Source organism: Bacillus sp. KNSH39 (assembly GCF_052656585.1).
Genome location: NZ_JBQXYO010000001.1, coordinates 2,767,480 through 2,794,472, shown reverse-complemented (window position 1 = coordinate 2,794,472; position 26,993 = coordinate 2,767,480). Strand labels below are relative to the sequence as shown.

At 36.4% G+C, this 26,993-nt stretch carries 29 protein-coding genes and 1 other annotated feature; of the genes, 27 read left to right on the top strand and 2 right to left on the bottom strand.

Going from position 1 to position 26,993, the window contains the following annotated elements:
- Positions 1-86 precede the first annotated feature (86 nt).
- Positions 87-306, top strand: a binding site (T-box leader).
- A 40-nt stretch (positions 307-346) separates the two neighbouring features.
- The 13 genes from alaS (at position 347) to ACUL40_RS14210 (ending at position 13,429) form a co-directional block, all read left to right on the top strand.
- Positions 347-2,989 carry an alanine--tRNA ligase gene (alaS, locus tag ACUL40_RS14270; protein WP_000811825.1) on the top strand — a complete coding sequence of 881 codons (2,643 nt, stop codon included), beginning with the start codon at positions 347-349 and terminating at the stop codon, positions 2,987-2,989.
- Between the two features lie 76 nt (positions 2,990-3,065).
- Positions 3,066-3,332: an IreB family regulatory phosphoprotein gene (locus ACUL40_RS14265; protein ID WP_000348590.1), complete on the top strand. Its 267-nt coding sequence runs from the start codon at positions 3,066-3,068 to the stop codon at positions 3,330-3,332.
- A gap of 3 nt (positions 3,333-3,335) precedes the next feature.
- The gene (ruvX, locus tag ACUL40_RS14260; RefSeq protein ID WP_001221192.1) at positions 3,336-3,749 is read left to right on the top strand and encodes a Holliday junction resolvase RuvX; all 414 of its coding nucleotides are present in this window, start codon (positions 3,336-3,338) and stop codon (positions 3,747-3,749) included.
- Between the two features lie 12 nt (positions 3,750-3,761).
- Positions 3,762-4,040 carry a DUF1292 domain-containing protein gene (locus ACUL40_RS14255; protein ID WP_000392730.1) on the top strand — a complete coding sequence of 93 codons (279 nt, stop codon included), beginning with the start codon at positions 3,762-3,764 and terminating at the stop codon, positions 4,038-4,040.
- 224 nt (positions 4,041-4,264) lie between these two features.
- Positions 4,265-5,335 (top strand): endolytic transglycosylase MltG, encoded by a 1,071-nt coding sequence (mltG, locus tag ACUL40_RS14250; protein ID WP_000572134.1) that lies wholly within the window; start codon positions 4,265-4,267, stop codon positions 5,333-5,335.
- A gap of 203 nt (positions 5,336-5,538) precedes the next feature.
- Entirely contained in the window at positions 5,539-6,180 is a 642-nt protein-coding gene (locus ACUL40_RS14245; RefSeq protein WP_000389102.1) for an O-methyltransferase, read from the top strand.
- A gap of 7 nt (positions 6,181-6,187) precedes the next feature.
- On the top strand, positions 6,188-7,117 hold the full coding sequence (locus tag ACUL40_RS14240) for a peptidase U32 family protein (protein WP_000742801.1): 930 nt from the start codon (positions 6,188-6,190) through the stop codon (positions 7,115-7,117).
- An 18-nt stretch (positions 7,118-7,135) separates the two neighbouring features.
- Positions 7,136-8,416 carry a peptidase U32 family protein gene (locus ACUL40_RS14235; protein WP_000217974.1) on the top strand — a complete coding sequence of 427 codons (1,281 nt, stop codon included), beginning with the start codon at positions 7,136-7,138 and terminating at the stop codon, positions 8,414-8,416.
- Positions 8,417-8,433: 17 nt separating this feature from the next.
- Entirely contained in the window at positions 8,434-9,072 is a 639-nt protein-coding gene (gene udk / locus ACUL40_RS14230) for a uridine kinase (protein ID WP_000537078.1), read from the top strand.
- A gap of 278 nt (positions 9,073-9,350) precedes the next feature.
- The gene (gene greA, locus ACUL40_RS14225; protein WP_000102591.1) at positions 9,351-9,827 is read left to right on the top strand and encodes a transcription elongation factor GreA; all 477 of its coding nucleotides are present in this window, start codon (positions 9,351-9,353) and stop codon (positions 9,825-9,827) included.
- 282 nt (positions 9,828-10,109) lie between these two features.
- Positions 10,110-10,808, top strand: a complete 699-nt coding sequence (locus tag ACUL40_RS14220; RefSeq protein ID WP_000680872.1) for a hypothetical protein — start codon at positions 10,110-10,112, stop codon at positions 10,806-10,808.
- An 87-nt stretch (positions 10,809-10,895) separates the two neighbouring features.
- On the top strand, positions 10,896-12,650 hold the full coding sequence (locus ACUL40_RS14215) for a peptidoglycan D,D-transpeptidase FtsI family protein (protein WP_000695148.1): 1,755 nt from the start codon (positions 10,896-10,898) through the stop codon (positions 12,648-12,650).
- A 116-nt stretch (positions 12,651-12,766) separates the two neighbouring features.
- Complete coding sequence (locus tag ACUL40_RS14210; RefSeq protein WP_000897098.1) at positions 12,767-13,429, top strand: YrrS family protein; 663 nt, start codon at positions 12,767-12,769, stop codon at positions 13,427-13,429.
- A gap of 34 nt (positions 13,430-13,463) precedes the next feature.
- Here the strand turns inward: ACUL40_RS14210 and ACUL40_RS14205 are convergent, their stop codons facing one another.
- Positions 13,464-13,679 carry a YrzA family protein gene (locus ACUL40_RS14205; protein ID WP_000010984.1) on the bottom strand — a complete coding sequence of 72 codons (216 nt, stop codon included), beginning with the start codon at positions 13,677-13,679 and terminating at the stop codon, positions 13,464-13,466.
- A gap of 136 nt (positions 13,680-13,815) precedes the next feature.
- Here ACUL40_RS14205 and ACUL40_RS14200 point away from each other — a divergent pair, with 136 nt between their 5' ends.
- The 13 genes from ACUL40_RS14200 (at position 13,816) to ACUL40_RS14140 (ending at position 25,830) form a co-directional block, all read left to right on the top strand.
- Positions 13,816-14,454, top strand: a complete 639-nt coding sequence (locus tag ACUL40_RS14200; protein WP_000536323.1) for a class I SAM-dependent DNA methyltransferase — start codon at positions 13,816-13,818, stop codon at positions 14,452-14,454.
- 14 nt (positions 14,455-14,468) lie between these two features.
- Positions 14,469-15,164, top strand: a complete 696-nt coding sequence (gene mtnN, locus ACUL40_RS14195; RefSeq protein WP_001217027.1) for a 5'-methylthioadenosine/S-adenosylhomocysteine nucleosidase — start codon at positions 14,469-14,471, stop codon at positions 15,162-15,164.
- Positions 15,165-15,246: 82 nt separating this feature from the next.
- Positions 15,247-16,170 carry an O-acetylserine dependent cystathionine beta-synthase gene (locus tag ACUL40_RS14190; RefSeq protein WP_001103877.1) on the top strand — a complete coding sequence of 308 codons (924 nt, stop codon included), beginning with the start codon at positions 15,247-15,249 and terminating at the stop codon, positions 16,168-16,170.
- A 3-nt stretch (positions 16,171-16,173) separates the two neighbouring features.
- Entirely contained in the window at positions 16,174-17,307 is a 1,134-nt protein-coding gene (locus ACUL40_RS14185) for a bifunctional cystathionine gamma-lyase/homocysteine desulfhydrase (RefSeq protein ID WP_139020226.1), read from the top strand.
- A gap of 264 nt (positions 17,308-17,571) precedes the next feature.
- Positions 17,572-20,175 (top strand): bifunctional acetaldehyde-CoA/alcohol dehydrogenase, encoded by a 2,604-nt coding sequence (gene adhE, locus ACUL40_RS14180; RefSeq protein ID WP_139020225.1) that lies wholly within the window; start codon positions 17,572-17,574, stop codon positions 20,173-20,175.
- Positions 20,176-20,301: 126 nt separating this feature from the next.
- Positions 20,302-20,529, top strand: a complete 228-nt coding sequence (locus tag ACUL40_RS14175) for a YrhC family protein (RefSeq protein WP_000661263.1) — start codon at positions 20,302-20,304, stop codon at positions 20,527-20,529.
- A 157-nt stretch (positions 20,530-20,686) separates the two neighbouring features.
- Positions 20,687-21,634: an ABC transporter substrate-binding protein gene (locus ACUL40_RS14170; protein WP_000748458.1), complete on the top strand. Its 948-nt coding sequence runs from the start codon at positions 20,687-20,689 to the stop codon at positions 21,632-21,634.
- A gap of 5 nt (positions 21,635-21,639) precedes the next feature.
- On the top strand, positions 21,640-22,668 hold the full coding sequence (locus ACUL40_RS14165; RefSeq protein ID WP_002026345.1) for a FecCD family ABC transporter permease: 1,029 nt from the start codon (positions 21,640-21,642) through the stop codon (positions 22,666-22,668).
- The gene (locus ACUL40_RS14160; protein WP_000626552.1) at positions 22,655-23,473 is read left to right on the top strand and encodes an ABC transporter ATP-binding protein; all 819 of its coding nucleotides are present in this window, start codon (positions 22,655-22,657) and stop codon (positions 23,471-23,473) included. The genes ACUL40_RS14165 and ACUL40_RS14160 overlap by 14 nt, the downstream gene beginning before the upstream one ends.
- Complete coding sequence (locus tag ACUL40_RS14155) at positions 23,440-23,835, top strand: ankyrin repeat domain-containing protein (protein ID WP_001192766.1); 396 nt, start codon at positions 23,440-23,442, stop codon at positions 23,833-23,835. The genes ACUL40_RS14160 and ACUL40_RS14155 overlap by 34 nt, the downstream gene beginning before the upstream one ends.
- A 427-nt stretch (positions 23,836-24,262) precedes the next feature.
- Positions 24,263-24,802, top strand: coding sequence for a GNAT family N-acetyltransferase (locus ACUL40_RS14150; RefSeq protein WP_004408018.1), 540 nt, complete (start codon positions 24,263-24,265; stop codon positions 24,800-24,802).
- 70 nt (positions 24,803-24,872) lie between these two features.
- A complete protein-coding gene (locus ACUL40_RS14145) occupies positions 24,873-25,331 on the top strand; it encodes a GNAT family N-acetyltransferase (protein WP_000276126.1) in 459 nt (152 codons plus the stop codon).
- A gap of 121 nt (positions 25,332-25,452) precedes the next feature.
- On the top strand, positions 25,453-25,830 hold the full coding sequence (locus ACUL40_RS14140) for a MaoC/PaaZ C-terminal domain-containing protein (RefSeq protein ID WP_000111564.1): 378 nt from the start codon (positions 25,453-25,455) through the stop codon (positions 25,828-25,830).
- A gap of 36 nt (positions 25,831-25,866) precedes the next feature.
- Here the strand turns inward: ACUL40_RS14140 and ACUL40_RS14135 are convergent, their stop codons facing one another.
- Complete coding sequence (locus ACUL40_RS14135; RefSeq protein WP_001020693.1) at positions 25,867-26,412, bottom strand: helix-turn-helix domain-containing protein; 546 nt, start codon at positions 26,410-26,412, stop codon at positions 25,867-25,869.
- 156 nt (positions 26,413-26,568) lie between these two features.
- Here ACUL40_RS14135 and ACUL40_RS14130 point away from each other — a divergent pair, with 156 nt between their 5' ends.
- Positions 26,569-26,973, top strand: a complete 405-nt coding sequence (locus ACUL40_RS14130) for a DoxX family protein (RefSeq protein WP_001071553.1) — start codon at positions 26,569-26,571, stop codon at positions 26,971-26,973.
- Positions 26,974-26,993: the final 20 nt, after the last annotated feature.

The following is a 26,993-nucleotide window of genomic DNA, read 5'->3' as shown; positions in this document are numbered from 1 at the left end:
ATGATAAATAAGCAATTAATACAATATAAATGATTATCTACATTGACAAACTTAAGAGAATTCTATTATATTTAGTCATATAATACATTAAATCAATGACGGAACAAGTACGTTACAGTCCATTTATAGAGAGAAGCTTCCATATGGCTGAAAGAAGCTTTAAATGAAGGGTAACAGAAAGCTAATCCTGAGAGCAGCTAATCACTGCCGTCTTGCCACGTTACGGCACCATGAGGTGATGAATTGATTGTTATTGTAATCAATTCATAATTAGGGTGGTATCGCGAGTTAACTCTCGTCCCTTTTATAGGGACGGGAGTTTTTTATATTTAAGGAGGAAAATACAATGAAACAACTAACAGGCGCACAAATTCGTCAAATGTTTTTAGACTTTTTCCAAGAAAAAGGACATGCAGTAGAACCTAGTGCATCACTAGTTCCACATGAAGATCCATCTCTTCTATGGATTAATAGTGGTGTAGCTACATTAAAAAAATATTTTGATGGACGTGTAATCCCACAAAATCCACGTATTACAAATGCTCAAAAATCAATTCGTACAAACGATATTGAAAACGTAGGGAAAACAGCTCGTCACCATACATTCTTTGAAATGTTAGGAAACTTCTCAATTGGTGATTACTTCAAAGAAGAAGCAATTACATGGGCTTGGGAATTCTTAACGAGCGACAAATGGATCGGATTCGATAAAGAATTACTATCAGTTACAATCCATCCAGAAGATGAAGAAGCATTCACAATTTGGAATGAGAAAATGGGCGTTCCAAAAGAGCGTATTATCCGCTTAGAAGAAAACTTCTGGGATATCGGTGAAGGGCCAAGTGGACCGAATACAGAGATTTTCTATGACCGCGGAGAAGCTTACGGTAATGACTTTAGTGACCCAGAATTATATCCAGGCGGAGAAAACGAGCGTTACTTAGAAGTATGGAACCTTGTATTCTCTCAATTTAACCATAATCCAGACGGTTCATATACACCACTTCCTAAGAAAAACATTGATACAGGGATGGGTCTAGAGCGTATGACATCTATCGTTCAAGATGTACCTACGAACTTTGATACAGACCTATTCATGCCGATGATTGGTGCAACAGAAACAATTTCTGGTGAAAAATATCGTAATGGCGATTTAGAAAAAGATATGGCATTCAAAGTAATTGCTGACCATATCCGTACAGTAACATTCGCTGTTGGTGACGGTGCTCTTCCATCTAACGAAGGCCGTGGTTATGTATTACGTCGTTTATTACGCCGCGCTGTTCGTTATTCGAAGAAATTAAACATCAACCGTCCATTTATGTTTGAATTAGTACCGGTTGTTGGAGAAGTAATGAAAGACTTCTATCCAGAAGTACTTGAAAAGAAAGATTTCATTGCGAAAGTTGTGAAGAACGAAGAAGAGCGTTTCCATGAAACACTTCATGATGGTGAAGCGATTTTAGCTGAAGTAATTGCAAAAGCAAAAGAAGAAAAAACAACTGTTATTTCTGGAGTAGATGCGTTCCGTCTATATGACACATACGGTTTCCCAATTGAATTAACAGAAGAATATGCAGAAGAAGCTGGCATGACAGTTGATCATGAAGGTTTTGAAAATGAAATGGAAAAACAACGTGAGCGTGCACGTGCTGCTCGTCAAGACGTTGATTCTATGCAAGTTCAAGGTGGTGTCCTTGGAGAAATTAAAGTAGCGAGCGAATTCGTTGGTTACGGTACAGTTGCAACAGAAAGTAACGTTGTTGCACTTGTGAAAAACGGCGAATACACAGACAGCTTACAAGCTGGTGAAGAAGGACAGTTAATTCTTGATGTAACACCATTCTATGCTGAGAGTGGTGGACAAATTGCAGACCGTGGTTACCTTCTTGCAGATGGTGTGAAAGTTCTTGTAAAAGACGTACAAAAAGCACCAAACGGCCAAAACTTGCATAAAGTTGTTGTTGAAGAAGGTACATTAACGAAAGATGCGGCTGTAAAAGCTATTATCGATACGAAAAACCGTAGTAGCGTTGTAAAAAATCATACAGCAACTCACTTACTACACCAAGCATTAAAAGACGTACTTGGAACACACGTTAACCAAGCAGGTTCTCTTGTAACTTCTGAACGTCTACGTTTTGACTTCTCTCACTTCGGTCAAGTACAAGCTGACGAATTAGAAAAAATTGAGCGTATGGTAAACGAAAAAATTTGGGAAAGTATTGATGTTGAGATTTCTCAAAAAGCAATCGAAGAAGCGAAAGAAATGGGCGCAATGGCATTATTCGGTGAAAAATACGGAGATGTTGTACGCGTTGTACAAGTTGGCGATTACAGCTTAGAGCTTTGTGGTGGTTGTCACGTTGATAATACAGCTTCTATCGGTATTTTCAAAATCGTTGCTGAGTCTGGTATTGGTGCAGGAACTCGTCGTATTGAAGCAGTAACTGGTAAGTCTGCATACGAATTAATGAATGATCAAGTAGGTTTATTAAAAGAAGCAGCAGGAAAAATGAAAACAAATCCGAAAGATATTTTAACAAGAGTTGATGGTCTATTTGCTGAAGTGAAACAACTGCAAAAAGAAAATGAATCTCTTGCTGCGAAATTAAGCAATATCGAAGCTGGAAACTTAACTGATTCTGTAATGACAGTTGATGGTGTGAATGTATTAGCAGCGAAAGTAAATGTTGCAGATATGAACAACTTACGTACGATGATGGATGATCTGAAAAATAAATTAGAGTCAGCAGTTGTTGTATTAGCGTCTGTTAATGACGATAAAGTAAACATCCTAGCGGGTGTAACGAAAGACTTAATTAGCCAAGGTTACCATGCTGGTAAACTTGTGAAAGAAGTAGCTTCTCGTTGCGGCGGTGGCGGTGGTGGCCGTCCTGATATGGCACAAGCAGGCGGTAAAAACCCAGCTCAAGTCGAAGAAGCTTTAGCATTTGTACAAGAGTACGTTAAATCTGTTTCAAAATAAAGAGATAGTAGTGTACAATGGTAGGGAGAGGAGAAGTTCTTCTCCCTATACTTACTATATAAGTGAGGTGCTTGAAATGGACGGTTTTGATAAAACAATGAAGTTTAGCATTCAAGATGAAAAACAGAGTGTCCATGTAAATGATGTACTTTTAACTGTGTATGATGCACTTCAAGAAAAAGGCTATAATCCGATTAACCAAATCGTCGGTTATTTATTAAGTGGAGACCCAGCATACATACCTCGCCATAAAGATGCACGTAGCATCATTCGCAAGCTTGAACGTGATGAGTTAATTGAAGAGCTTGTGAAGTCTTACTTGAAACATCATCGTGAGGAGTAGTTTATGCGGATATTAGGTTTAGATGTAGGTACAAAAACAGTCGGAGTTGCAATTAGCGACGAGATGGGCTGGACAGCACAAGGATTAGAAACAATTAAGATTAACGAAGAACGAGGTCACTTTGGTTTTGATCGTATTTCTGAGTTAGTAAAGCAGTACAATGTGGACAAAATAGTAGTAGGTTTACCTAAAAATATGAATGGTACAATTGGCCCACGTGGTGAAGCGTGCCAACAATTTGCAGAAAACCTACGAGAGCTGTTACAATTAGACGTTGTAATGTGGGACGAGCGTTTGTCAACAATGGCAGCGGAACGTCTACTCATTTCAGCTGATGTAAGTCGTAAGAAGCGAAAACAAGTAATCGATAAGATGGCTGCAGTCGTAATCTTACAAGGATTTTTAGATAGAAAATAAGAGGTGACCAAAATGGAAGAACGTCAAATTACAATTGTAGACGAAAAAGGTAACGAACATTTATGTGAAATTATTTTCACTTTTGATGCTGACAAATTTGGTAAAAAATCATACGTAATCTTCTCTCCAATCGGTGAAGTAGATGAAGATGGAGACCCAATTTATGATGCAATGGCTTATGAGCAAAATGAAGAAGAGGGCGGAGTTTTACTTCCAATCGAATCAGAAGAAGAGTGGGAAATGGTACAAGAAACATTTAACACTATTGCTGATGAGCAAGAAGCTGAATAATAAGTACTGAAAAGATGGACGACATACAGTCCATCTTTTTTTTGTATTTATATGTAAAATGAAAGATTTTTTGTCGAAACTGTGTAAGTCTTTGTAGTATAATGAGACGGATTGTAGAAAAATAAAGTATCAATTAAAAAAGATAAGTGAATTTGTTGCGTTTTTACATCGTGCTGTATAGAAAGGTGTACATACGGTCTACAATTAAGTAAGGAGGAAATGTTTTGATAGAGAATCAAGTGAAAAAGAAGCGTAGACGCATCTTTTTATTTTCGATTATTGCACTGCTTTTAGTTTGTGGTTCAGTCTATGCGTATATTTCATCCGCATTAGGACCAGTTGATAGCGGGAATAAAAAAGAGATTGAAGTAGAAATTCCGAAAGGATCATCTACAAGTAAAATTGGAGAAATTTTAGAAGAAAAAGGCGCTGTAAAAAACGGTACAGTTTTTAGTTTTTATACAAAGGCTAAATCGAAAAGTTTACAAGCAGGTACATATTTATTAAATCCTTCAATGAATGCTGAAGATGTGATCGAACAAATGTCATCTGGCAACGTGCATCGTCCAGCTCTTTATAAAGTGACGATTAAAGAAGGGGCGCAAGTAACTGAAATTGCAGAAACGATTGCGACAGAACTAAAGTGGAATAAAGATGATGTTACGCGTCAATTAAACGATAAAGCATTTATTCAAAAAATGCAGCAAAAGTATCCGAAGTTATTAACAGATAAAATCTTTGATAGTAATATTAAATACCCATTAGAAGGTTATTTATATCCTGCAACGTATTCGTTTTATAAGAAAGATACGACGTTAGAAGCAATTGTAATTCCAATGCTTGAGAAAACAAATGCAATCATTGTTCAAAATGAGGCGAAAATGAAAGCGAAGAATTGGGATGTTCATCAGCTTTTAACATTATCTTCACTTATTGAAGAAGAGGCAACTGGTTTTACAGATCGTCAAAAGATCTCTAGTGTCTTTTATAATCGTTTAACAAAAGGTATGCCACTTCAAACGGATCCAACGGTATTATATGCACTTGGAAAGCATAAACAACGTGTATTATACGAAGATTTAAAGGTCAACTCACCGTATAATACGTATGTTGTAAAAGGGTTGCCGGTAGGGCCGATCGCAAACTCTGGTAAACATTCAGTGGAAGCTGCGTTAGAACCTGCGCAAACAGATTATTATTATTTCTTAGCTGCACCAAGTGGTGAAGTGTATTATGCGAAAACATTAGAAGAGCATAATGCATTAAAGCAAAAATACATTACGAAAAAACAGTGAAATGGGGAGGGATAGCGAAAAAAGTCGCACATCCCTCTTTTTTGTGGTAAAATATATCGGGTTAAAAACTGGCAGAAGAATCGTTTTTAATATCAAAACGGGACGTACAAGCTAAGGGTAAAGCTGGCTTGTATTTTTATTGCATTCTATGTGTGAAAAGACGTCATAGAGGCACTTCTCCATGTAAATAAGGAGGACCATTTATGGAGGATGCAGTTAACGAGTACCTATTATCATTTATTGATCCGAAAGATAAATTAATTCTTGAAATGGAAGAATATGCAACAGAAAATCATGTGCCAATTATGGATCGACTTGGAATGGAATTTATGCTGCAATTTTTACGTTTAATTGGACCGAAAAGCATTTTAGAACTTGGAACAGCAATCGGTTATTCTAGTATTCGTATGATGCAAGCTATTCCAAATTCACGTATTGTGACAGTTGAGCGCAATCGTGAGAGATATGAAAAAGCACTTGAATATATAGAACGTTCCCCAGTAACAGATCGTATTTCAGTTATTTACGGTGATGCGTTAGAGACAGGTGAACAAGTAAAAGAACACGGGACATTTGACGTTATTTTTATTGATGCAGCAAAAGGACAGTATCGTCGCTTTTTTGACTTATATGAACCGTTATTAAATCCTGGTGGAGTAATTATTTCAGATAATGTTATGTACCACGGTCTTGTAACGACAAAAGAGAAAATTGAAAACAGACGTACACGTGGTTTAATCCGTCGTATTAAGACGTACAATGAGTGGCTTATGAATCATGAAGGATATGATACAACGATTTTCCCAATTGGTGATGGAGTAGCTGTTAGTAAAAAGAGAGGGTGACCAAGGTATGAAGAAACCTGAATTGTTAGTAACGCCAAGAGCGGTGGCGGATATCGAACCTCTTGCGAAAGCAGGAGCAGATGCGGTAATGATCGGTGAGCAAAAGTTTGGTTTACGTTTAGCAGGGGAGTTTTCACGTGAAGATGTAAAACAAACTGTGAAGATTGCACATGAAAATGGTGTGAAAGTATACGTAGCCATGAACGCTATGTTCCACAACGATAAAGTAGAAGAATTAACAGATTACGTTTCATTTTTAAACGAAGTAAATGTAGATGCAATTGTTTTCGGAGATCCAGCGGTATTAATGGCTGTTCGCGAAGTAGCACCAAATATGCAGTTGCACTGGAATACAGAAACGACAGCAACAAACTGGTTCACTTGTAACTACTGGGGACAAAGAGGAGCGAAGCGCGCTGTATTAGCTCGTGAGCTGAGCTTAGATGAAATTGTTGATTTAAAAGAAAATGCTGAAGTGGAACTAGAAGTACAAATTCACGGTATGACTTGTATGTTCCAATCGAAGCGTTCATTAGTAGGAAACTACTTTGAGTATCAAGGACGTAATCTTGACATTGAAAAGAAAAAATATGAAGAGAATATGTTCTTATATGACCCAGAGCGTAACAATAAATATCCAATTTATGAAGATGAAAATGGTACTCACATTATGAGTCCGAACGATATTTGTTTCATCGATGAATTAGAGGAACTAATCGAAGCTGAAGTTGATAGCTTAAAAATCGACGGTGTACTAAAAAGCTCTGAATACATTATTGAAGTAACGAAGAAATATCGTCAAGCGATTGATTTATGCGTAGAAGATCGTGATGCATATTATGACGTGAAAGATGATCTATATAAAGAAATAGAAGAAATGCAACCAGTAAATCGTCCGTTAGATACAGGATTCTTCTTTAAAGAAACGGTTTACTAAACGAGGAGGGTGTAGGAAATGACTGTACAAGAAATTTCACGAGTGATCGATGGCAAACGTGTTATTGTGAAGAAACCTGAACTGTTAATCCCTGCGGGTAACTTAGAAAAATTAAAAGTAGCTATCCATTACGGGGCAGATGCTGTATATTTAGGTGGACAAGAATTTGGTCTTCGTTCGAATGCAGGTAACTTTACGCTAGAAGAAATGGCAGAAGGCGTTGAGTTTGCAAAGAAGTATGGAGCAAAAATATACGTAACAACAAATATCTTTGCACATAATGAAAATATGGACGGGCTAGAGGAATATTTAAAAGGGATTGAAAAAGCTGGCGTAACGGGAATTATCGTTGCTGATCCGCTTATCATTGAGACTTGTAAACGCGTAGCGCCTTCTGTTGAGGTGCATTTAAGCACACAGCAATCACTATCCAACTGGAAAGCAGCACAGTATTGGAAAGAAGAAGGTTTACATCGTCTTGTATTAGCTCGTGAAGCAAGCTATGAAGAAATGAAAGAAATTAAAGAAAAAGTGGATATTGAAATTGAAGCATTCGTACATGGTGCAATGTGTATCGCATATTCAGGAAGATGCACATTAAGTAACCATATGACAGCGCGTGATTCTAATCGTGGTGGTTGTTGCCAATCTTGCCGCTGGGATTATGATTTAGTTCAAACAGTATCACAACATAAAGATGCAAAAGAGCTTCCTCTATTCCAAGAAGGAGATGCTCACTTTGCGATGAGTCCAAAAGATTTAAATTTAATTTTATCAATTCCGAAAATGATTGAAATCGGAATCGATAGCTTAAAGGTAGAAGGACGTATGAAATCAATCCATTACGTAGCGACTGTAGCAACTGTATATCGTAAAGTAATTGATGCTTATTGTGCGGATCCAGATAACTTTGAGTTTAAACAAGAATGGTTAGATGAGCTTGATAAATGTGCAAATCGTGATACAGCTCCTGCATTCTTTGAAGGGGTTCCAGGACATCAAGAGCAAATGTTTGGAAATCATAGTAAGAAAACAACGTATGATTTTGCTGGTTTAGTGTTAGATTATAATGAAGAAACGGGCATCGTAACGATTGAGCAACGTAATCATTTCAAACCAGGACATGAAGTGGAGTTCTTTGGACCAGAAATAGAAAACTTTACGCAAACGGTGGAGAAAATTTGGGATGAGGATGGAAACGAATTAGATGCAGCGAGACATCCGTTGCAAATCGTGAAATTCAAAGTGGATCAACGAGTGTATGTGAATAATATGATGCGCAAAAGCATACTTCAATAAGAAAGAGTGATAGTCGAATGGGGACGAATAAGCCTGTTGTAATTGGAATTGCTGGTGGTTCGGGATCAGGTAAAACGAGTGTAACGAAAGCGATTTTTGACCATTTTAAAGGTCATTCTATTTTAATCTTAGAGCAAGATTATTATTACAAAGATCAAAGCCATTTACCAATGGAAGAGCGTTTAAAAACAAATTATGATCATCCGCTTGCGTTTGATAATGATCTGTTAATTGAACATTTGCAGCAGTTGCTTGCATATGAGCAAATTGATAAGCCTGTATATGACTATACATTGCATACGCGTTCAGAAGAAATTATTCCAGTTGAGCCGAAAGATGTAATTATTTTAGAAGGAATTCTTATTTTAGAAGACCCACGTCTTTGCGAGTTAATGGACATTAAATTATTCGTTGATACGGATGCTGACCTTCGTATTCTGCGTCGCATGCAGCGTGATATTAAAGAGCGCGGTCGTACGATGGATTCAGTTATTGATCAGTACGTAAATGTTGTACGTCCAATGCACAATCAATTTATTGAGCCTTCTAAGAAATTTGCGGATATTATTATCCCTGAAGGTGGACAAAACCACGTTGCAATTGATATTATGGTGACAAAAATTGCAACAATTCTTGAACAAAAAGTAAATTTGTAATAGCATAGTAAAAGATATACGGTAGGAAGGGATTTTTTCCCTTCCTATCGAATACAATGAAACATGCAACCTCATCTATATATAGGTGAGGGCATATTTATATCAACTTTCCATACATATCTTCTTTATATAAAGAAGAATTGGAAATACGGGGTTGTATGTGACAACTCCGCTAGTGCAAGGGTACTAGAAACCTCCGCTAACAATGGAAGCGGAGGAGTTTTCATATGGAACTCCTCTTTTTTTCGGGGGATTGGTATATAAAAGGAGTGGAAAATATGTCAACAGAAAAAACATACCCTATGACGCAAGAGGGTAAGCAAAAACTAGAGAACGAACTTGAGCAATTAAAAACAGTAAGACGTAAAGAAGTAGTAGAACGTATTAAAATCGCACGTAGCTTCGGGGACCTTTCTGAGAACTCTGAGTACGATGCAGCGAAAGATGAGCAAGCGTTCGTAGAAGGACGTATTACACAATTAGAAAATATGATTCGTAACGCAGTTATCATTAAAGATACTGGCGAAGTATCTACTGTTGTTACATTAGGTAAAACAGTAACATTTAAAGAATTACCAAATGGAGATGAAGAAGCGTACACAATCGTAGGTAGCGCGGAAGCTGACCCATTTGAAGGAAGAATTTCTAACGATTCTCCAATCGCAAAAAGCTTATTAGGTAAGCAAATTGGTGAGAAAGTAACAATCCAAACACCAGGCGGAGAAATGCAAGTAGAGATTGTCTCTGTAAAATAAAAAAAAAGATTCTCCTATCGGGAGAATCTTTTTTTTATCCCGCTATTTGCCAGGCAGTAAGACCACTATCTCAAACTTCAGCGGAAGTAAAGAAGTTAGGTGGGCGTCGGACTGCTCGTAAACGCCCGCTTGGTGAGGGCTAATTAAAGTTTCACTTTATCTGTAGAATAGAAAAAATTGTGTAAACCTTAGAGTGATTCGACAAAAAATGTCAAAAAAACATTTTAAACTTTGATATCATAATTGGAGAATATAGGTTTCAAAAGGGAAAAGGGGCTAATTATGAAACATAAAATCTTTACAGGGTTGGTTTGTAGTATCTCTATATTAGGACTTGCTGCCTGCGGAACGAAAGAGGAAACTACATCATCAAAGGGAGAAAAAGTGAAGCAAGAAGAAAAACAGGATATTAAAGCAACTGAGAGTTCAAAAGCAACTGAGAGTTCAAAAGCCTTAGCAAATCCACAAGATAAAAAGGAATTCAATGATTTTGATGTAGCGTATCAATTAGCTATTGTGATGAAAATATTTCAAGATGTAACGATTAAGTACGATTATGCGATTGGGAATCCAGATTATTTATTGCGAGATTCGATGGATCAAAAAACAATAGATGATATGAAGAATATGTTACAAGAACAGGCGAAAAATAATGATAAAATTTTAAAAGATGAAGTGAATCAAGCATATACATATTTAAAACAATCGAAAGTAAGTAATAAAGATGACGTTCAAAAAATAATAGATGCACAAAATAATTATTTACATATTGTAGATAAGATGATTACTTGTATTGATTCTGTAACAGTTGAGAATGCAAAAGAAAAAAGAAATGAAATGGATAATTTCAGTAAGGACTATTTAAAAGTAGCGGCTAATGTAACAACTACTGTAATTGAAGTTGCTAAAAACACTGGAGTGAATGAAACTGAATTTAAATCGCTTCTTACGAAATTTTTAGAGAAGCCAAAAAAACAATAATAGCTTTATATAATATCTATTTTTGTTTTGGAGCTTGTATAAATAAAATAGTACCTCGTCTAAACTACAATAGACGAGGTGTTTTTTATGAAAATAAAACGGAGAATTACAATTGTTTTAATTTGTTTTATGAGCGTTATGTTTTTATTGCTTTGTCGTTTAATCCAAATTCAAATTATAGATACAGAATCATTTACTGATCGCAAAATAAATTTAATTGAAAAAAGTGTTACGCAACGCACACAATCCATTACAGTAGACGATGGACGTGGGCAGTTTATAGATCGTAATGGTAAAGAAATAGGTGAGGAAAAATATCCTGTTTTAATTATTTTTCCATTTTTACAAATAAAAAATGACATGTTAGAGAAAATCGCGCATATCATTGGTGTGTCGAGACAAGAGATTAGAAGACAAATGAAAAATAACAAAAATGCATTTACCCTACAAGGAGAAACTGCTCCATTTCGAGTGACACGAGAGCAGATGGAGAAGGTAAATGAATTACATGTATTAGGTATTGTAGCAGCTGAAGTGCGATTAAAACAAACTGGAGAGATAAGTCATTTAATTGGTGATGTAGGGGAGAACGAAAGGGAATTTCAAAAGCGATATGGAGAATTGAAAAAAATTTCAAAACAAACGCCGATAGGTATTTCAGGATTACAGCAATCATTTGATGAATTTCTATTGACTGATGGAGAGGCAAAAGTATTATATCAAGTAGATCGGCAAGGAGAACCAATTTTCGGAAAGCAAGCGAAATACACTTCACCAGGAAATCCATTTTATCCAGTTAGGATTCAAACTACTTTACATAAAGAGTTGCAGCAAAAAGCAGAAGAAGTGATTGAAGCAAACGAAATAAAGAAGGGGGGATTAGTATTACTTGATGTAAAGACAAATGAAATATTAGCGATGGTTAGTAAGCCGTCTTTACAAGTAAGGGATGAGAATTTATATAAAACTACACTTGAAAATCAAATGTTAACGCCACATTTTCCAGGCTCTGTTTTTAAAACAGTAGTTGCAGCTGCAGTCATTGATCAAAAAGTAAATTTGTTTAATCGGACATTTAACTGTAATAAAGATTTATATGGTGAAAACGACCCGCAAGTTAGGATGGGTACGCTTAACTTTAAAGAGAGCTTTGCTAGGAGCTGTAACAGGACATTTTCCGAGTTAGGTAACGAGCTATTACAAAAGGATAGGACGGTGTTAGAAACATACGTAGCAGCTCTAGGAGCAAATGAAAAGGTTGGATGGAAAGGTTCTGTATTTCATACACCTCATTTTGAGCAAATGCCAGAAGAGAAAGGCACTACTATTTGGGGGAATGAAGAAAATAAAAGTAATAAAAAAGCGGTAGAACAAACAGCGATTGGACAGAAAGATGTACGTATATCACCTCTAGCAATTGCAAATATGATGGCGACGATTGCGAGGAATGGAGAAAAGATGGAAGTGAAAGCTGTTGAAAAAATAGTATATAAAAATGGAGCGGATTTTTTTACATTTGAGAGCCATACGTTAAATGGAAAACAGCTTTCGTATGAAACAGTGAAAACATTACAAGAGTTATTAAGAGGCGTTGTAACAAGGGAGAAAGGAACAGGAACGGCATTCCGTTCGTTGCCACTAAGTGTCGCTGGAAAATCCGGGACAGCGCAAACGGGGAAAGGGACGAGGGTGAATCGCTGGTTTGCAGGTTATTTTCCGTATGAGAATCCAAGATATGCTTTAGTTGTTGTTGATCTAGAGACTGATAGCAAAGTGAATAAAGTTACACCTACTTTTAAAGATATGGTGGGAGCAATCTATCAATTAGAGAATGAAAAGTAATCTTGCAATTTATAGTGAAATGTCTTCATTTCATGAAAATATCATTGTAAATGTTCAACCTTTCTAGATTTAATGTTACAATAGCAATTAGGAAAAACTGCATGGAGGTTTGGAGAATGGCAGGAGGATCAAGATTCCAACAGAAACAACAAAAACGTCGTCAAAACGGTGTTTTAAATATTGCAATCGCTATTGTATTACTATTAGTAGCTATTGTAGCATATCAATTGTTCGTTCCTAGTACGAAAGAGCAAGCATCTTCTACTGATAAGAAAGTCTCTCAACAAACAACAAAGAATGAGAAAGCTGGAAAATCAGAAGATAAAGAATCTGCTAAGAAAAAAGAAAAAGAACAAGAGCAAGCAGAAGCTAAGAAAAAAGCTGAAGAAGAGAAGCTAAAGGCTGAAGAAGAACAGAAAAAAGCTGAAGAAGAAGCGAAAGCTAACGAGAAAGTATCAGCTGAAAAAACTGTATCTAAGGCAAAAGAGGCTTACACAAAACCTTCTTGGAAAGCTGTAGGAACAGAACAAGGTTCATCACCGGCGATGACGTTTAAACAAGGGTCATCAGATTGGAATGAGATGCAAAGTGCAATTGCTGCAGGTGTTGAGATACCGAAAGAGCAATTAGTATTCCATTTTGTTGGAAGAGACAAAACTGGAAAGAGCAAAGCTTATGGTGATGTTCAAGATAAGCAAAGTGGGAAAAGATATTACGTAAATATTGATTGGGTAGACAATGAGGGCTGGAAACCAGTACTTGTTCAAACTCTAAACTAAAAAAGAGAAGCTCCTTAGGAGCTTCTCTTTTTTGTTAACGCAATTTCTTTAATTTAAAATGAACAACCGCGCTATAATACGGTCTTTTGCTTTCAGGATCCATAACCATTTGATGAGAGATGTGATGAACTTCAAGCATAAGTGCTTTATTATTATCGATTTGTTCACTAATTTTTCGTTCTAAAGAAGCTAAGTCTCCCGCTTCAAAAAATTCTACTTTATCTTCTAACATTTCAAAGGTAAATGACATGAAGACGGCCCCTCTCCTATGTAATCAACTATAGTGTAACAAAGAAAAGAAGGAAATACCATGTACATTTCAATTGACATTTTTAGAAAGAGGGAATATCATACTGATAAAACCGATAAGAAAAAGGGGAATTTTTATGGGCACAGAATTTAATGGTTTATTTGATGAGTGGGCTCATACGTACGACTCATTCGTACAAGGCGAGGATATACAATATAAAGAAGTTTTCGCCCATTATGAGGATATTCTAGAGGATGTAGTTAACAAGTCATTTGGTAATGTATTAGAATTTGGTGTCGGTACAGGTAATTTAACAAATAAATTATTACTTGCTGGCCGCACAGTTTACGGTATAGAACCGTCGCGTGAAATGCGTATGATTGCAAAAGAGAAATTGCCAAAAGAATTTTCGATTACAGAAGGTGATTTTCTTTCGTTTGAAGTCCCAAATTCAATTGATACCATTGTAAGCACCTATGCATTTCATCATTTAACAGATGATGAAAAAAATGTAGCGGTTGCGAAGTATAGTCAATTGCTAAACAAAGGTGGTAAAATAGTGTTTGCTGATACGATATTTGCAGATCAAGATGCATATGATAAGACTGTTGAAACAGCAAAACAAAGAGGTTTTCACCAGTTAGCAAACGATTTGCAAACGGAATACTATACACGTATTCCAGTTATGCAGACTATTTTTGAAAACAATGGCTTCCATGTAACGTTTACGAGATTAAATCATTTCGTTTGGGTAATGGAGGCAACTAAGCAATAGAAAGAGGGATTAGATTGAGAATTGCTGTAATTGGAGCAATGGAAGAAGAAGTACGTATTTTACGTGACAAATTAGAACAAGCAGAAACAGAAACGGTTGCTGGTTGTGAATTTACGAAAGGACTATTAGCAGGACATGAAGTAATCTTGTTAAAGTCTGGTATTGGTAAAGTAAATGCAGCGATGTCAACGACAATTTTATTAGAAAAATATAAGCCTGAAAAAGTAATTAATACTGGTTCAGCTGGTGGATTCCATCATTCTCTAAACGTTGGTGATGTAGTTATTTCCACTGAAGTTCGTCACCATGACGTAGATGTAACAGCATTTAACTATGAATATGGTCAAGTACCAGGAATGCCGCCTGGATTTAAAGCTGATGAGGCGTTAGTTGCATTAGCTGAGAAATGTATGCAAACTGAAGAAAATATTCAAGTTGTAAAAGGCATGATTGCAACAGGCGATTCATTTATGAGTGATCCGAACCGCGTTGCAGCCATCCGTGATAAATTTGAAAATCTTTATGCGGTAGAAATGGAAGCAGCAGCTGTCGCACAAGTATGCCACCAATATGAAGTTCCGTTTGTTATCATTCGCGCACTTTCTGATATTGCTGGTAAAGAATCAAATGTTTCATTTGATCAGTTTTTAGATCAAGCAGCTCTTCATTCTACAAACTTTATCGTAAAAGTGTTAGAAGAGTTAAAGTAATGTAACAAAAAGGCAACTGTCTCATATAAAGAAAATACATACAGTTGCCTTTTCTTTATTGGCAAACAAGGGGGAGAACACGATGAATGTATATCGTGGAGTTCATGAGTTAATTGGTCATACACCAATTGTAGAAATTACTCGTTTTTCACTTCCGAAAGGGGTCCGCTTATTTGCAAAGCTTGAATTTTATAACCCAGGCGGAAGCGTTAAGGATCGTTTAGGAAGAGAATTAATCGAAGATGCGCTAGAAAAAGGGCTTGTTACCCAAGGTGGAACAATTATTGAACCGACTGCTGGGAATACTGGTATTGGACTGGCACTTGCAGCATTAGAACATGATTTACGTGTTATTGTTTGTGTACCAGAGAAATTTAGTATTGAAAAACAAGAATTAATGAAAGCACTAGGTGCAACTGTCGTGCATACACCGACTGAGCAAGGAATGACCGGTGCAATTGCAAAAGCAAAAGAATTAGTAAATGAAATACCGAATTCATACTCTCCAAGTCAGTTCGCAAATGAGGCAAATCCTCGTGCATATTTTAAAACATTAGGACCTGAACTGTGGGACGCATTGAATGGAGAGATTAACATATTTGTTGCTGGAGCAGGAACTGGCGGTACGTTTATGGGGACTGCATCTTACTTGAAAGAAAAAAATATAGATATTAAAACAGTTATCGTAGAGCCAGAAGGATCTATTTTAAATGGTGGTAAGGCTGGTTCACATGAGACCGAAGGAATTGGACTGGAATTTATCCCCCCATTTTTGAAGACATCTTATTTTGATGAAATTCATACGATTTCTGATCGAAATGCATTTTTACGAGTGAAAGAATTAGCGCAAAAAGAAGGACTTCTCGTTGGAAGCTCTTCAGGAGCAGCATTTCATGCGAGCTTACTTGAGGCAGAGAAGGCAGCACCAGGTACAAATATTGTAACCATTTTTCCAGATAGCAGTGAGCGCTATTTAAGTAAAGACATATACAAAGGATGGGAATAAAAAATGAGAGCAAAGACAAAGTTAATTCATGGTATTCGCATAGGAGAACCTTCAACTGGATCTGTAAACGTACCGATTTATCAAACAAGTACGTACAAACAAGAAGCAGTTGGTAAGCATCAAGGATATGAATATTCACGTACAGGTAACCCAACACGTGCAGCTTTAGAAGAAATGATTGCTGTATTAGAAAATGGGCATGCTGGATTTGCATTTGGTTCAGGAATGGCTGCTATTACAGCGACAATTATGTTGTTCTCAAAAGGTGACCACGTTATTTTAACAGATGATGTGTATGGCGGAACATACCGCGTTATTACGAAAGTATTAAACCGTTTCGGTATTGAGCATACATTTGTAGATACAACAAACTTAGAGGAAGTTGAAGAAGCGATTCGTCCAAATACGAAAGCAATTTATGTAGAAACACCAACGAACCCACTACTAAAAATTACTGATATTAAGAAAATATCTACTCTTGCTAAAGAGAAAGACTTATTAACAATTATCGATAACACATTCATGACGCCATATTGGCAGTCGCCGATTTCTTTAGGAGCAGATATTGTGCTTCATAGTGCAACGAAATATTTAGGAGGTCATAGTGACGTAGTTGCAGGTCTAGTAGTTGTAAATAGCCCACAACTAGCAGAAGATCTTCACTTTGTACAAAACTCAACAGGCGGTATTCTTGGGCCACAAGATAGCTTCTTACTACTTCGTGGTTTAAAAACGTTAGGAATTCGTATGGAAGAACATGAAACGAATTCACGCGCTATTGCTGAGTTCTTAAATAATCATCCAAAAGTAAATAAAGTATATTACCCAGGTCTTGAATCACATCAAAACCACGAATTAGCAACAGAACAAGCAAATGGATTTGGTGCTATTATCTCATTTGATGTAGATAGTGAAGAGACATTAAATAAAGTACTTGAGAAATTGCAGTACTTTACACTTGCTGAAAGTTTAGGAGCAGTAGAAAGTTTAATTTCTATTCCATCTCAAATGACACATGCATCAATCCCAGCTGATCGCCGCAAAGAATTAGGAATTACAGATACATTAATTCGTATTTCTGTCGGTATTGAAGATGGTGAAGATTTAATTGAAGATTTAGCAAAAGCGTTAGCATAATAAAAAAATGCACTGCTCTATATTAGCAGTGTGTTTTTTTATTACATCATTTTGTGAAACATTTCACAAAATAGACATACACAAACGAAATGATTTCATGTATATTGAATTCAGGAAATGTTACTCACGAACAAACTTGTGAAAAATTTCACAAACAATTAAATTCATGTAGGAAAGCATCTCTATTTTTTTATGTTAATTGGGACTTATTTTGCCCCATAGGGACATATAAGGACCGTAATAGTAGAATAGGAGGAAATTTACATGGTAGTCAAAGAGAAAGTTGTAAATGAAATGCAGGAAGTAAAAAAGATGATTGATACGCTAGTAAATAATGGTCAACAAGCTTTACAAGCATTAGAAAGTTTTACACAAGAGGAAATTGACAACATTGTTCATGAAATGGCATTAGCAGGTGTTGATCAACATATGCCGCTAGCAAAATTGGCAGTTGAAGAAACCGGCCGTGGTGTATATGAAGACAAATGCATTAAAAATATTTTTGCCACTGAATATATTTGGCATAGTATAAAGCAAGATAAAACGGTAGGAATTATTCACGAAGATTCTCATGAAGAAGTAATAGAAATCGCGGAACCTGTCGGTGTGGTAGCTGGGGTAACGCCAGTAACGAATCCAACGTCGACAACAATGTTTAAAGCGTTAATTGCGATAAAAACAAGAAATCCAATTATTTTCGCATTTCATCCTTCCGCACAAAAATGTTCTGTGGCAGCGGCGAAAACAGTATATGATGCAGCGATGAAAGCTGGTGCACCAAAACACTGTATTCAATGGATTGAAAGACCGTCTGTTGAAGCGACGAAACAATTAATGAACCATGATGGTGTAGCACTCGTTCTAGCAACTGGAGGCGCTGGTATGGTTAAATCAGCTTACTCTACTGGAAAACCAGCGTTAGGCGTTGGTCCTGGTAATGTACCGTGTTATATAGAAAAATCAGCACATGTAAAACGAGCTGTGAATGATTTAATTTTATCGAAAACATTTGATAATGGTATGATTTGTGCATCGGAACAAGCAATCATTGTCGATAAAGAAATCTATGATGATGTTAAAACAGAAATGATTGAAAACAATTGTTATTTTGTAACAGAAGAAGAAAGAAAAAAATTAGAAAAGCTTGTTATAAATGAAAATACATGTGCAGTAAATAGTGATATTGTAGGGAAATCAGCACAGTATATTGCCGATTTAGTTGGGATTACTGTTCCTGAACATACAAAAATGCTTGTAGCTGAAATTCAAGGTATCGGAGCAGCATATCCGTTATCTCGTGAGAAACTGAGTCCAGTATTAGCTTGTGTGAAGGCGAATTCATTAGAAGAAGGATTTACATATTGCGAAGAAATGTTGAACCTAGGTGGTTTAGGACATTCAGCAGTTATCCATTCTACAAATAAAGATGTGCAAAAGCAATTTGGGTTACGTATGAAAGCTTGCCGTCTCATTGTAAATGCACCTTCATCACAAGGTGGAATAGGGGATATATATAATGGATTTATTCCATCACTTACACTTGGTTGTGGTTCATACGGAAAGAATTCAGTTTCCCAAAATGTAACAGCCACTCATTTATTAAATATAAAAAGGCTGGCAAATAGAAAAAAGAATATGCAGTGGTTCAAATTGCCACCAAAAATTTATTTTGAAAAACATGCTACAGCTTATTTAGCAAATATGCCTAACATTTCACGTGCATTTATTGTAACGGACCCTGGAATGGTTGAACATGGCTATGTCGATACAGTCGCGCACTATTTAAACAAGCATGCAAATGATGTGAAAGTTGAAGTTTTCTTTGAGGTCGAACCAGATCCATCAGATGAAACTGTTTTTAAAGGTGCGGAAATGATGAGAAGCTTTAAGCCAGATGTAATTATCGCACTTGGTGGTGGTTCAGCTATGGATGCAGCAAAAGGAATGTGGTTATTCTATGAGCATCCAGAAACGACATTCTATGGCATTAAACAGAAGTTTTTAGATATAAGAAAACGTACATGTAAATATCCGGAATTAGGAAATAAGGCGCAGTTTGTTGCGATTCCAACGACATCAGGAACGGGATCAGAAGTGACACCATTTGCGGTTATTACAGATAAGAAAAATAATATAAAGTATCCGCTTGCAGATTATGAATTAACACCAGATGTAGCAATTGTTGATCCGCAATTTGTAATGACAGTACCACCACATGTAACAGCAGATACTGGTATGGATGTTTTAACACATGCAATTGAGGCGTATGTGTCTGTTATGGCAAATGACTATACAGATGGATTAGCATTAAAAGCTATTGATCTCGTATTCAAATATTTACCGAGAGCATATAAAGATGGAAATGATGAAGAAGCAAGAGAAAAAATGCATAACGCTTCTGCAATTGCAGGTATGGCATTTGCAAATGCTTTCCTCGGTATTAATCACAGCTTAGCACATAAAATTGGACCAGAATTCCATATTCCGCACGGACGCGCAAATGCCATTCTAATGCCGCATGTAGTCCGCTATAATGCTATTAAGCCAAGAAAACACGCATTGTTCTCAAAATATGAGCACTTTGTGGCAGATGAAAGATATGCACATATAGCGAGAATGCTCGGGCTTCCAGCAAGCTCGGCAGCAGAAGGGGTGGAATCACTCGTCAAAGCAATTATTGAGCTTGGAAAAAGCTTAAATATTAATATGAGTATTGCAGGACAAGGAGTAGATAAAGAGCAATTTGAAGAGGTTGTTGGAGTATTAGCAGAAAGAGCTTTTGAAGATCAATGTACAACTGCTAATCCAAAGTTGCCGCTTATTTCAGAACTGAAAGAAATTTATATGGAAGCATATAAAGGTGAATAATGATTAAAAAAGAGCCGCAGTAAAGCGGCTCTTTTTTTATTGGAAAACATCTCCCAGAATGCCTGTATTTACTGGTCTTTCAGTTTCATAGAATATGATACAGTGAAATGGAGGAGTGAGAATATAATGAAAGAATTAAAAGGAAAAATAGAAGACTATACTCGGTTCGGACAAATTCTTCTCGCTGTAAGTACATTGTTAATGGTTGGCTTGTTGATTCCGAATGGAGCAAAAGAGACAATCCAATTTTTTGTTATGATGGGGAGCATCGTTATATTTTTAAGTTTATCGTTCTTTTTCTTTCAGCGTGTGAAAGTGATGCGTGACCAGCTAGAGGAAAATGAATGTGAATAATATTGTTAACTAGAGCGCGGCGAAAAGAAAAAATCTTTTTGTCACGCTTTTTGTTTTTTGTAGAAAAATGTATGCGTTTCATGTTGACAATGATAATCCTTATCAATTAAAGTAGAATAGTAGTTAATGATTATCATTATCAATTAGAGGTGAAGGAATGAAAAAATCTATTACGCTATTTACAGCGATTTTATCTATTTTTTTCTTGTTAATAGGTTGCAGTGCCAAAGGGGACGAAAAAGCGTCTGCAACCAAAACAGAAAAAGGAAAAGAGAAAATCGAAATTACCGACCTATCAGGAAGAAAGGTAACATTCGATAAAGTGCCAGAAAGTTTTGCAACATTAAGTATGGGGGACATGGATATTATTCATGCTTTAGGTGGAAAAATAGTAGGTCGCCCGGATACGAAATTAACTCTTCCAGAGGAGTTAAAGAAAGCACAAGTAATTGGGAATGCACATCAACCGAATTTTGAGCAAATTGCTAGTTTAAAGCCCGATGTACTTGTTGCTAACAATGGATTCCAAAAGAATGTGCCAACGGTTGAAGGACAAGGAACGCAAGTTATCATTTCTTCTGCGAATTCTGTACAAGATATTCAAAAGAATATTGAATTATATGGAACGGTAATGAAGAAAGAAGATAAAGCAAAAGAAATTAATCAAAAAATGAATGATCAAATGAAGAAATATGAGAAAAAGAGCGATGTGAAAGCATTGCTAGTGTATGGCGCACCAGGTACTTATTTAGCGGCATTACCAACATCTTTATCAGGTGATATTTTAGAAAAAACAGGAGGAAAAAATATTGCTTCTGATTTTCCAGAAACGAAAGAATATCCGCAATATGCACAGCTAAGTGTAGAACGTATTATTGAGGCGAATCCAGATGTGATTTATTTAATTACACACGGAGATCCAAAAAGTGTGAAAAAAGCATTCGAAGGCGAAATGATGAAAAATGAAGCGTGGAAAAATTTAGAGGCAGTAAAACAAAACCGCGTAGTTATTTTGCCACCTAATTTATTTGGATCTAATCCTGGTACAAAAGTTACAGAAGCAATGGACTTTATGTATAAAAGTATACAAGATGTAAGGAAATGATACGTATGGAAAGTAGTGAAGTAGTAAGAGAAAAGGAACATCCTTTTGCGAAAAAAAGATGGATAATAGCAGTTACTTTAGTTATATTAACAATCCTAGGTCTCTTGTACGGTCTTTTCGCAGGAAGTTTATCCTTTTCTATACGAGATATTTTAACAGGTATACAAGAGGAAGGTTCGACAGTTCATCGAATTGTATGGGATCTTCGCATACCGAGAGTGCTTATTGGGTTTATAGTAGGAACATGTTTAGCTGCATCTGGTACACTGCTACAAGGGGTTATGAGAAACCCTCTTGCAGATCCTGGTATTATCGGAGTTTCATCTGGAGCAGGCTTTGTAGCAATTGTCATCATGATTTTATTCCCACAGCATCTAGCTTTTTTACCACTAGGGGCGTTTTTAGGAGCTTTCATAACAGCGATGGTTATTTATGCTTTATCATGGCAAAAAGGGGCACCACCTTCAAGAATCGTCTTAGTAGGGGTGTCGATCAATGCATTAATTGGTGCAGCAACGTCAGCATTAATGTTATTACATAGTGACAAAGTACAATCGGTGTTACCGTGGTTAGCGGGCGGTATTGGTGGTGTAAGTTGGGCACATTTAAACATGATTATTTATTATGCAATATTCGCCATTATATTAGCTTTCTTTGGTATTAAGCATATTCGAGTGTTAATGCTTGGAGATGAAATGGCAAAGTTATTAGGACATAATGTGGAAAAAAGTCGGTTTTATTTAATCGTAGTAAGTACATTATTAGCTGGAATTGCAGTAAGTGTGTCTGGTCTTATTGGATTTGTCGGTCTTGTCGTACCACATATGCTACGTTTATTAGTTGGAAATGATTATAGATATTTGCTACCTTTATCATGCCTTGGCGGCGGGGTATTACTTGTTTTTGCGGATGCAATAGCTCGAAGTTGGTTTGACCCAATCGAATTGCCTGTTGGTATTTTACTGTCCTTCTTAGGTGGTCCGTTCTTCTTATATTTAATTCATAGAGGAGGAAAACAAAGTGATTTCCGTTAACAAAGTGTTTTACGCACACTCTGAAAGATTTCAAATGCAAAATATGAATGTACATATTAAGGTTGGAGAAATCGTTAGTTTAATTGGTCCGAATGGATCGGGAAAATCTACTTTGCTTCGTTTAATAGCAAGGCTACTGAAACAAAGCGAAGGGGACATCATTTTAGATGGGAAAAATATTCATATGATGAAGAGTGCTGATGTAGCGAAGCAATTAGCAATGTTACCACAAATGCATGATCATCAATTAGATTTAACAGTGAAAGAACTAATTGAGTTCGGAAGAGGTCCACATAAATCATGGAGTAGCCGCTTAAATAAAGAAGATGAAGAAATTGTTGATTGGGCATTGTCTGTTACAAATCTTGAAGGGTATGAATATCGTCTTTTACATTCTTTATCAGGAGGGGAACGGCAACGTGCTTGGATTGCGATGACGTTAGCGCAACGTACAAATGTCTTATTATTGGATGAACCAACAACCTTTTTAGATATCGTTCACCAGTTGGAAGTAATGGAACTTGTGAAACGATTAAATGAGGAGTTTGGAATGACAATTATAATGGTTTTACATGACATTAACCAAGCTGCTCAATATAGCGATCGTTTACTTGTATTAAAGCGAGGAAAGATTCAGTATGATGGTATACCAGAAGAAGTACTATGCCATGAAATGTTTCAACATGTATTTGGCATAGATGTAGATATTTTTCAAGGAAGTGACAAGCCTTTTTTTACACCGAAACGAATTTCTAAAAGGGGAGAAGAGCGATGCAAACAGAAGAGCGTATTACCACTGAATTAGTAAGAGAATTTGTTATGGCAGCTCACGGGGATTTAGAGAAAGTACAAGAGCTATTGGTTGAATCACCAAGCTTACTTCACGCTTCTTATAATTGGGGTGGATCAGATTGGGAAAGTGCGTTAGGCGCATCGGCACATGTAGGTCGTAAAGATATTGCTCTTTATTTACTAGAAAAGGGTGCTCGGATGGATATTTTTGCAGCAGCTATGCTTGGTGAATTAGAAGTTGTACAAGCTATTTTAGTAGCTCAACCAGAAGCATTGCGTGCATCTGGCCCTCATGGTATTTCTCTTCTTCAACATGCACGAATGGGTGGAGAGAAATCTAAGCGTGTATATGATTATCTAGCAATACTATCTTAATGAACGAAGGAAGTTCTTATGAGCGGTAAACTTTTCACTTGAAACAATTGGAAAGTTTACCGCCCGTTAGAACGGGATAAGTATCTAGTATATTTGAAAATCCTACACCCCCCTCAATTGTAGTTTTCTTTATGCTAGTTATGATATGGATGCAGTGGACAATATTTGTCTACTGCTTTTTTTAGTTATTTGGAATGAATATTGTGTATTTTATCGTTGGTTCATTTATCCCGCTATTTTCCAGGCAGTAAGACTCTTGCCTAAAAATTCAGTTAAAGCAAAGAAGTTAGACGGGAGATCCACTGCCCGTAAACGTCCGATTGGTAAAGGCTAATAATCAGTGGGGTGAACAAAATTCCCCACTGATTAAAGTTTCACTTTATAATAAATAGTAACATACCGTATACATACAAAACATGATCGTGAAATGAAGAATAAATTAGTGGAAAGGAGTGCCAGCATGTTTCATACAGAACGTTTACAAATTCGCAAATATACAATGGATGATTTACAGTTCTACGCTTCACTATGGGGGAACGAGAAGGTAATGCGTTACATTGGAAATGGGACATTAAAAACATATATGCAGTGTAAAAAAAGTCTGGAGGAATGGGTGATTCCTAGCTATAAAAACGGTCTCGGTTTATTTGTATTGATTGAAAAGGAAACGGGAACAAGAATTGGTCATGCAGGGCTGGTAAAGCAGAAAATAGATGGAAAAGAGGAAATTGAAATTGGTTATTGGTTACTTCCTCAGTATTGGGGAAAAGGGTATGCAAAAGAAGCGGCGGCAGCATTTCGTGACTATGGTTTCCAAGCATTACGAATGAATAAATTAATTTCTCTTATTAATCCGAATCATCCTGCCTCAATATTTGTTGCTAGAAAAACTGGGCTCAGCTACGAGAAAACAACGTCATTTCATGGAATCGATGCTCTAGTTTATTCTATTAAGCGTGTTGGATGAAAAAATTACTTTTTTAAAGGTAAATTGCATTTTTTGAAGAATGGTATATGAAAATAAAGGGAGGGGTTACATGTACATTTATCATAATGGACTTATTATTCGTGAGGGAACGAGTAGTGTACCAGCATATGCAATTAAAGCTTTATTTGAAGATGCCGGTTGGAGTAATGATAATATCCCTTCTTGGCAAATTGAAAAATTTACGATAGCATTCGAAAATTCAACATGGGCTTTCACAATTTGGGATGAGGAAGAGATGATTGCGATGGTTAGAGTCATTTCTGATGGAATTATGATTGCGAACATAGTAAATTTAGTTGTGAAGTGTGAATATAGAGGGAAGGGATTAGGTAAGAAGCTTGTAGCTCTTTGCCTGCAAAAACTTCCCCACGGTGATTGGTTTGCGCATACATCAGCGAACAATTTTGATTTTTATAGAAGTTGTGGATTTGAAGTTAGAGAGCTATCGAGAAATGGAACATGTGCGTATTATGGATACCAAGTCGCGAAAAGAGATGGTCACCGATAAATGAATGGAAAGTAAAAAAGTATAGCGAGGTAATTTTGAGACTTTTGATAATAGAGAATGGATTGAGGCTCGTTTTATGATAAAATAAAAGAAAATTCTGTTTATTATTAGGGGGATAAAAATGAGTGTAAAAGCTGGGGATGTATTTAAATATGAAAGAAGATTTACTGAGGAAGAAGTTTTTGAATTTGCAAATATTACCGGTGATAAAGGTAGACACCATGTGGAATACGATGAAAATGGAAGATTAATGGTTCATGGTTTATTGACTGCTAGCATTGGGACGAAAGTGGGAGAAGAGTTACATTACATAGCAAGAGAATTAGTAAGTGAGTTTATTAGACCAGTTTTCACAGGAGATACGATCACTTGTGAACTAACTTTAACAAATGTTGAGCAAATGGAAGGCTATAAAAAAGTTTCAATCGAGTCAGTTTATCGCAATCAGCATGAAAAGACTGTACTAGTTGGGACAAGTTATGGAATTATAAGGGGATAAAAAAGAAGCCTGTTTAACAGGCTTCTTTTTTATTATTTAGTAAACACGTTTTCGATTTTCTGCATAACTAGAGATGAGTAATAATGCAGTTTCTTCTCCTATATTACGAACAATATGAGGAACGCATGCATTCCATGAGAAAGAATCACCTTCTTCTACAATTGCAATATCCTCACCGTGCTGAACTTCTAATTTTCCGCGTAATACAAGGTGACATTCTTCCCCTTCATGGGCATTTGGTGAATTTTCTTTCGGGAATCCAGTAGGGATTTCTACTAAAGATAGGCGAAGGCCCCCTTGCTCCGCAACATGTTCAATTCTTTGCTCATCTTTGCCGTATACACTGTATTTCCGTTCTTCTTTTTTGACAATTTTTAATCGATCTTTTTGCTCTAACAATAAATAGGGAAGGGGAACGTTTAAAAAATTGGAGATCGTTTCTAAAGTTGAGATAGATGGTGATGTTTTATTATTTTCAACCTGACTCATAAATCCTTTAGAAAGACCTGTTCCCTCACAAATTTGTGCGATTGTTATGCCCCTACGTTGACGAATTTCACGTATTGCAGAACCAATATTCATAAAATCAAGCTCCTTTTTGTAAACAACTATTTGTATCATAGCAAAAAAAATATATTTTTTCCCAGTGAAAATGAATTGACGAATAAAAAAAATTAGTGTATGTTTTGTAATGTAAATAAAAGTTTTGTATAAGAAAACTATAAAGGAGAGAAAGAAATGAATCAACATATTGGTAACTTAATTATTCGTATCGTGTTAGGGGTAACATTCTTCATGCACGGTTTAACAAAATTCCAATCAGGAATTGACAATATTGCAGGGTGGTTTACAAGCATTGGTTTACCAGGAGGACTTGCATACGGTGTAGCAACATTTGAATTAGTTGGAGGCCTATTATTAATTCTAGGTTTAGGTGTAAGATATATTGGATTATTATTTGCGCTTGTTATGGTTGGAGCAATCGTAAAAGTGAAATGGTCAGCTGGTTTATTGGGAGATGGAAAAAATCCTGGTTTCGAATTAGAACTTGCATTATTAGCAATGGGTGCATATTTATTTGTTGCAAAAGCTGATGGTTTTGTAGATAATTTCTTAAAAGAAAAAATGTCAAAGAAGAACTAATTTAAATGGGGGCTAACAAG

Excerpts from the sequence above, each read along its gene's own strand:
- alaS (WP_000811825.1), top strand. The coding sequence starts at position 347 with ATGAAACAACTAACAGGCGCACAAATTCGTCAAATGTTTTTAGACTTT.
- ACUL40_RS14265 (WP_000348590.1), top strand. The coding sequence starts at position 3,066 with ATGGACGGTTTTGATAAAACAATGAAGTTTAGCATTCAAGATGAAAAA.
- ruvX (WP_001221192.1), top strand. The coding sequence starts at position 3,336 with ATGCGGATATTAGGTTTAGATGTAGGTACAAAAACAGTCGGAGTTGCA.
- ACUL40_RS14255 (WP_000392730.1), top strand. The coding sequence starts at position 3,762 with ATGGAAGAACGTCAAATTACAATTGTAGACGAAAAAGGTAACGAACAT.
- ACUL40_RS14245 (WP_000389102.1), top strand. The coding sequence starts at position 5,539 with ATGGAGGATGCAGTTAACGAGTACCTATTATCATTTATTGATCCGAAA.
- ACUL40_RS14240 (WP_000742801.1), top strand. The coding sequence starts at position 6,188 with ATGAAGAAACCTGAATTGTTAGTAACGCCAAGAGCGGTGGCGGATATC.
- ACUL40_RS14235 (WP_000217974.1), top strand. The coding sequence starts at position 7,136 with ATGACTGTACAAGAAATTTCACGAGTGATCGATGGCAAACGTGTTATT.
- udk (WP_000537078.1), top strand. The coding sequence starts at position 8,434 with ATGGGGACGAATAAGCCTGTTGTAATTGGAATTGCTGGTGGTTCGGGA.
- greA (WP_000102591.1), top strand. The coding sequence starts at position 9,351 with ATGTCAACAGAAAAAACATACCCTATGACGCAAGAGGGTAAGCAAAAA.
- ACUL40_RS14220 (WP_000680872.1), top strand. The coding sequence starts at position 10,110 with ATGAAACATAAAATCTTTACAGGGTTGGTTTGTAGTATCTCTATATTA.
- ACUL40_RS14215 (WP_000695148.1), top strand. The coding sequence starts at position 10,896 with ATGAAAATAAAACGGAGAATTACAATTGTTTTAATTTGTTTTATGAGC.
- ACUL40_RS14210 (WP_000897098.1), top strand. The coding sequence starts at position 12,767 with ATGGCAGGAGGATCAAGATTCCAACAGAAACAACAAAAACGTCGTCAA.
- ACUL40_RS14205 (WP_000010984.1), bottom strand. The coding sequence starts at position 13,679 with ATGTCATTTACCTTTGAAATGTTAGAAGATAAAGTAGAATTTTTTGAA.
- ACUL40_RS14200 (WP_000536323.1), top strand. The coding sequence starts at position 13,816 with ATGGGCACAGAATTTAATGGTTTATTTGATGAGTGGGCTCATACGTAC.
- ACUL40_RS14190 (WP_001103877.1), top strand. The coding sequence starts at position 15,247 with ATGAATGTATATCGTGGAGTTCATGAGTTAATTGGTCATACACCAATT.
- ACUL40_RS14185 (WP_139020226.1), top strand. The coding sequence starts at position 16,174 with ATGAGAGCAAAGACAAAGTTAATTCATGGTATTCGCATAGGAGAACCT.
- adhE (WP_139020225.1), top strand. The coding sequence starts at position 17,572 with ATGGTAGTCAAAGAGAAAGTTGTAAATGAAATGCAGGAAGTAAAAAAG.
- ACUL40_RS14175 (WP_000661263.1), top strand. The coding sequence starts at position 20,302 with ATGAAAGAATTAAAAGGAAAAATAGAAGACTATACTCGGTTCGGACAA.
- ACUL40_RS14170 (WP_000748458.1), top strand. The coding sequence starts at position 20,687 with ATGAAAAAATCTATTACGCTATTTACAGCGATTTTATCTATTTTTTTC.
- ACUL40_RS14165 (WP_002026345.1), top strand. The coding sequence starts at position 21,640 with ATGGAAAGTAGTGAAGTAGTAAGAGAAAAGGAACATCCTTTTGCGAAA.
- ACUL40_RS14155 (WP_001192766.1), top strand. The coding sequence starts at position 23,440 with ATGCAAACAGAAGAGCGTATTACCACTGAATTAGTAAGAGAATTTGTT.
- ACUL40_RS14150 (WP_004408018.1), top strand. The coding sequence starts at position 24,263 with ATGAAGAATAAATTAGTGGAAAGGAGTGCCAGCATGTTTCATACAGAA.
- ACUL40_RS14145 (WP_000276126.1), top strand. The coding sequence starts at position 24,873 with ATGTACATTTATCATAATGGACTTATTATTCGTGAGGGAACGAGTAGT.
- ACUL40_RS14140 (WP_000111564.1), top strand. The coding sequence starts at position 25,453 with ATGAGTGTAAAAGCTGGGGATGTATTTAAATATGAAAGAAGATTTACT.
- ACUL40_RS14135 (WP_001020693.1), bottom strand. The coding sequence starts at position 26,412 with ATGAATATTGGTTCTGCAATACGTGAAATTCGTCAACGTAGGGGCATA.
- ACUL40_RS14130 (WP_001071553.1), top strand. The coding sequence starts at position 26,569 with ATGAATCAACATATTGGTAACTTAATTATTCGTATCGTGTTAGGGGTA.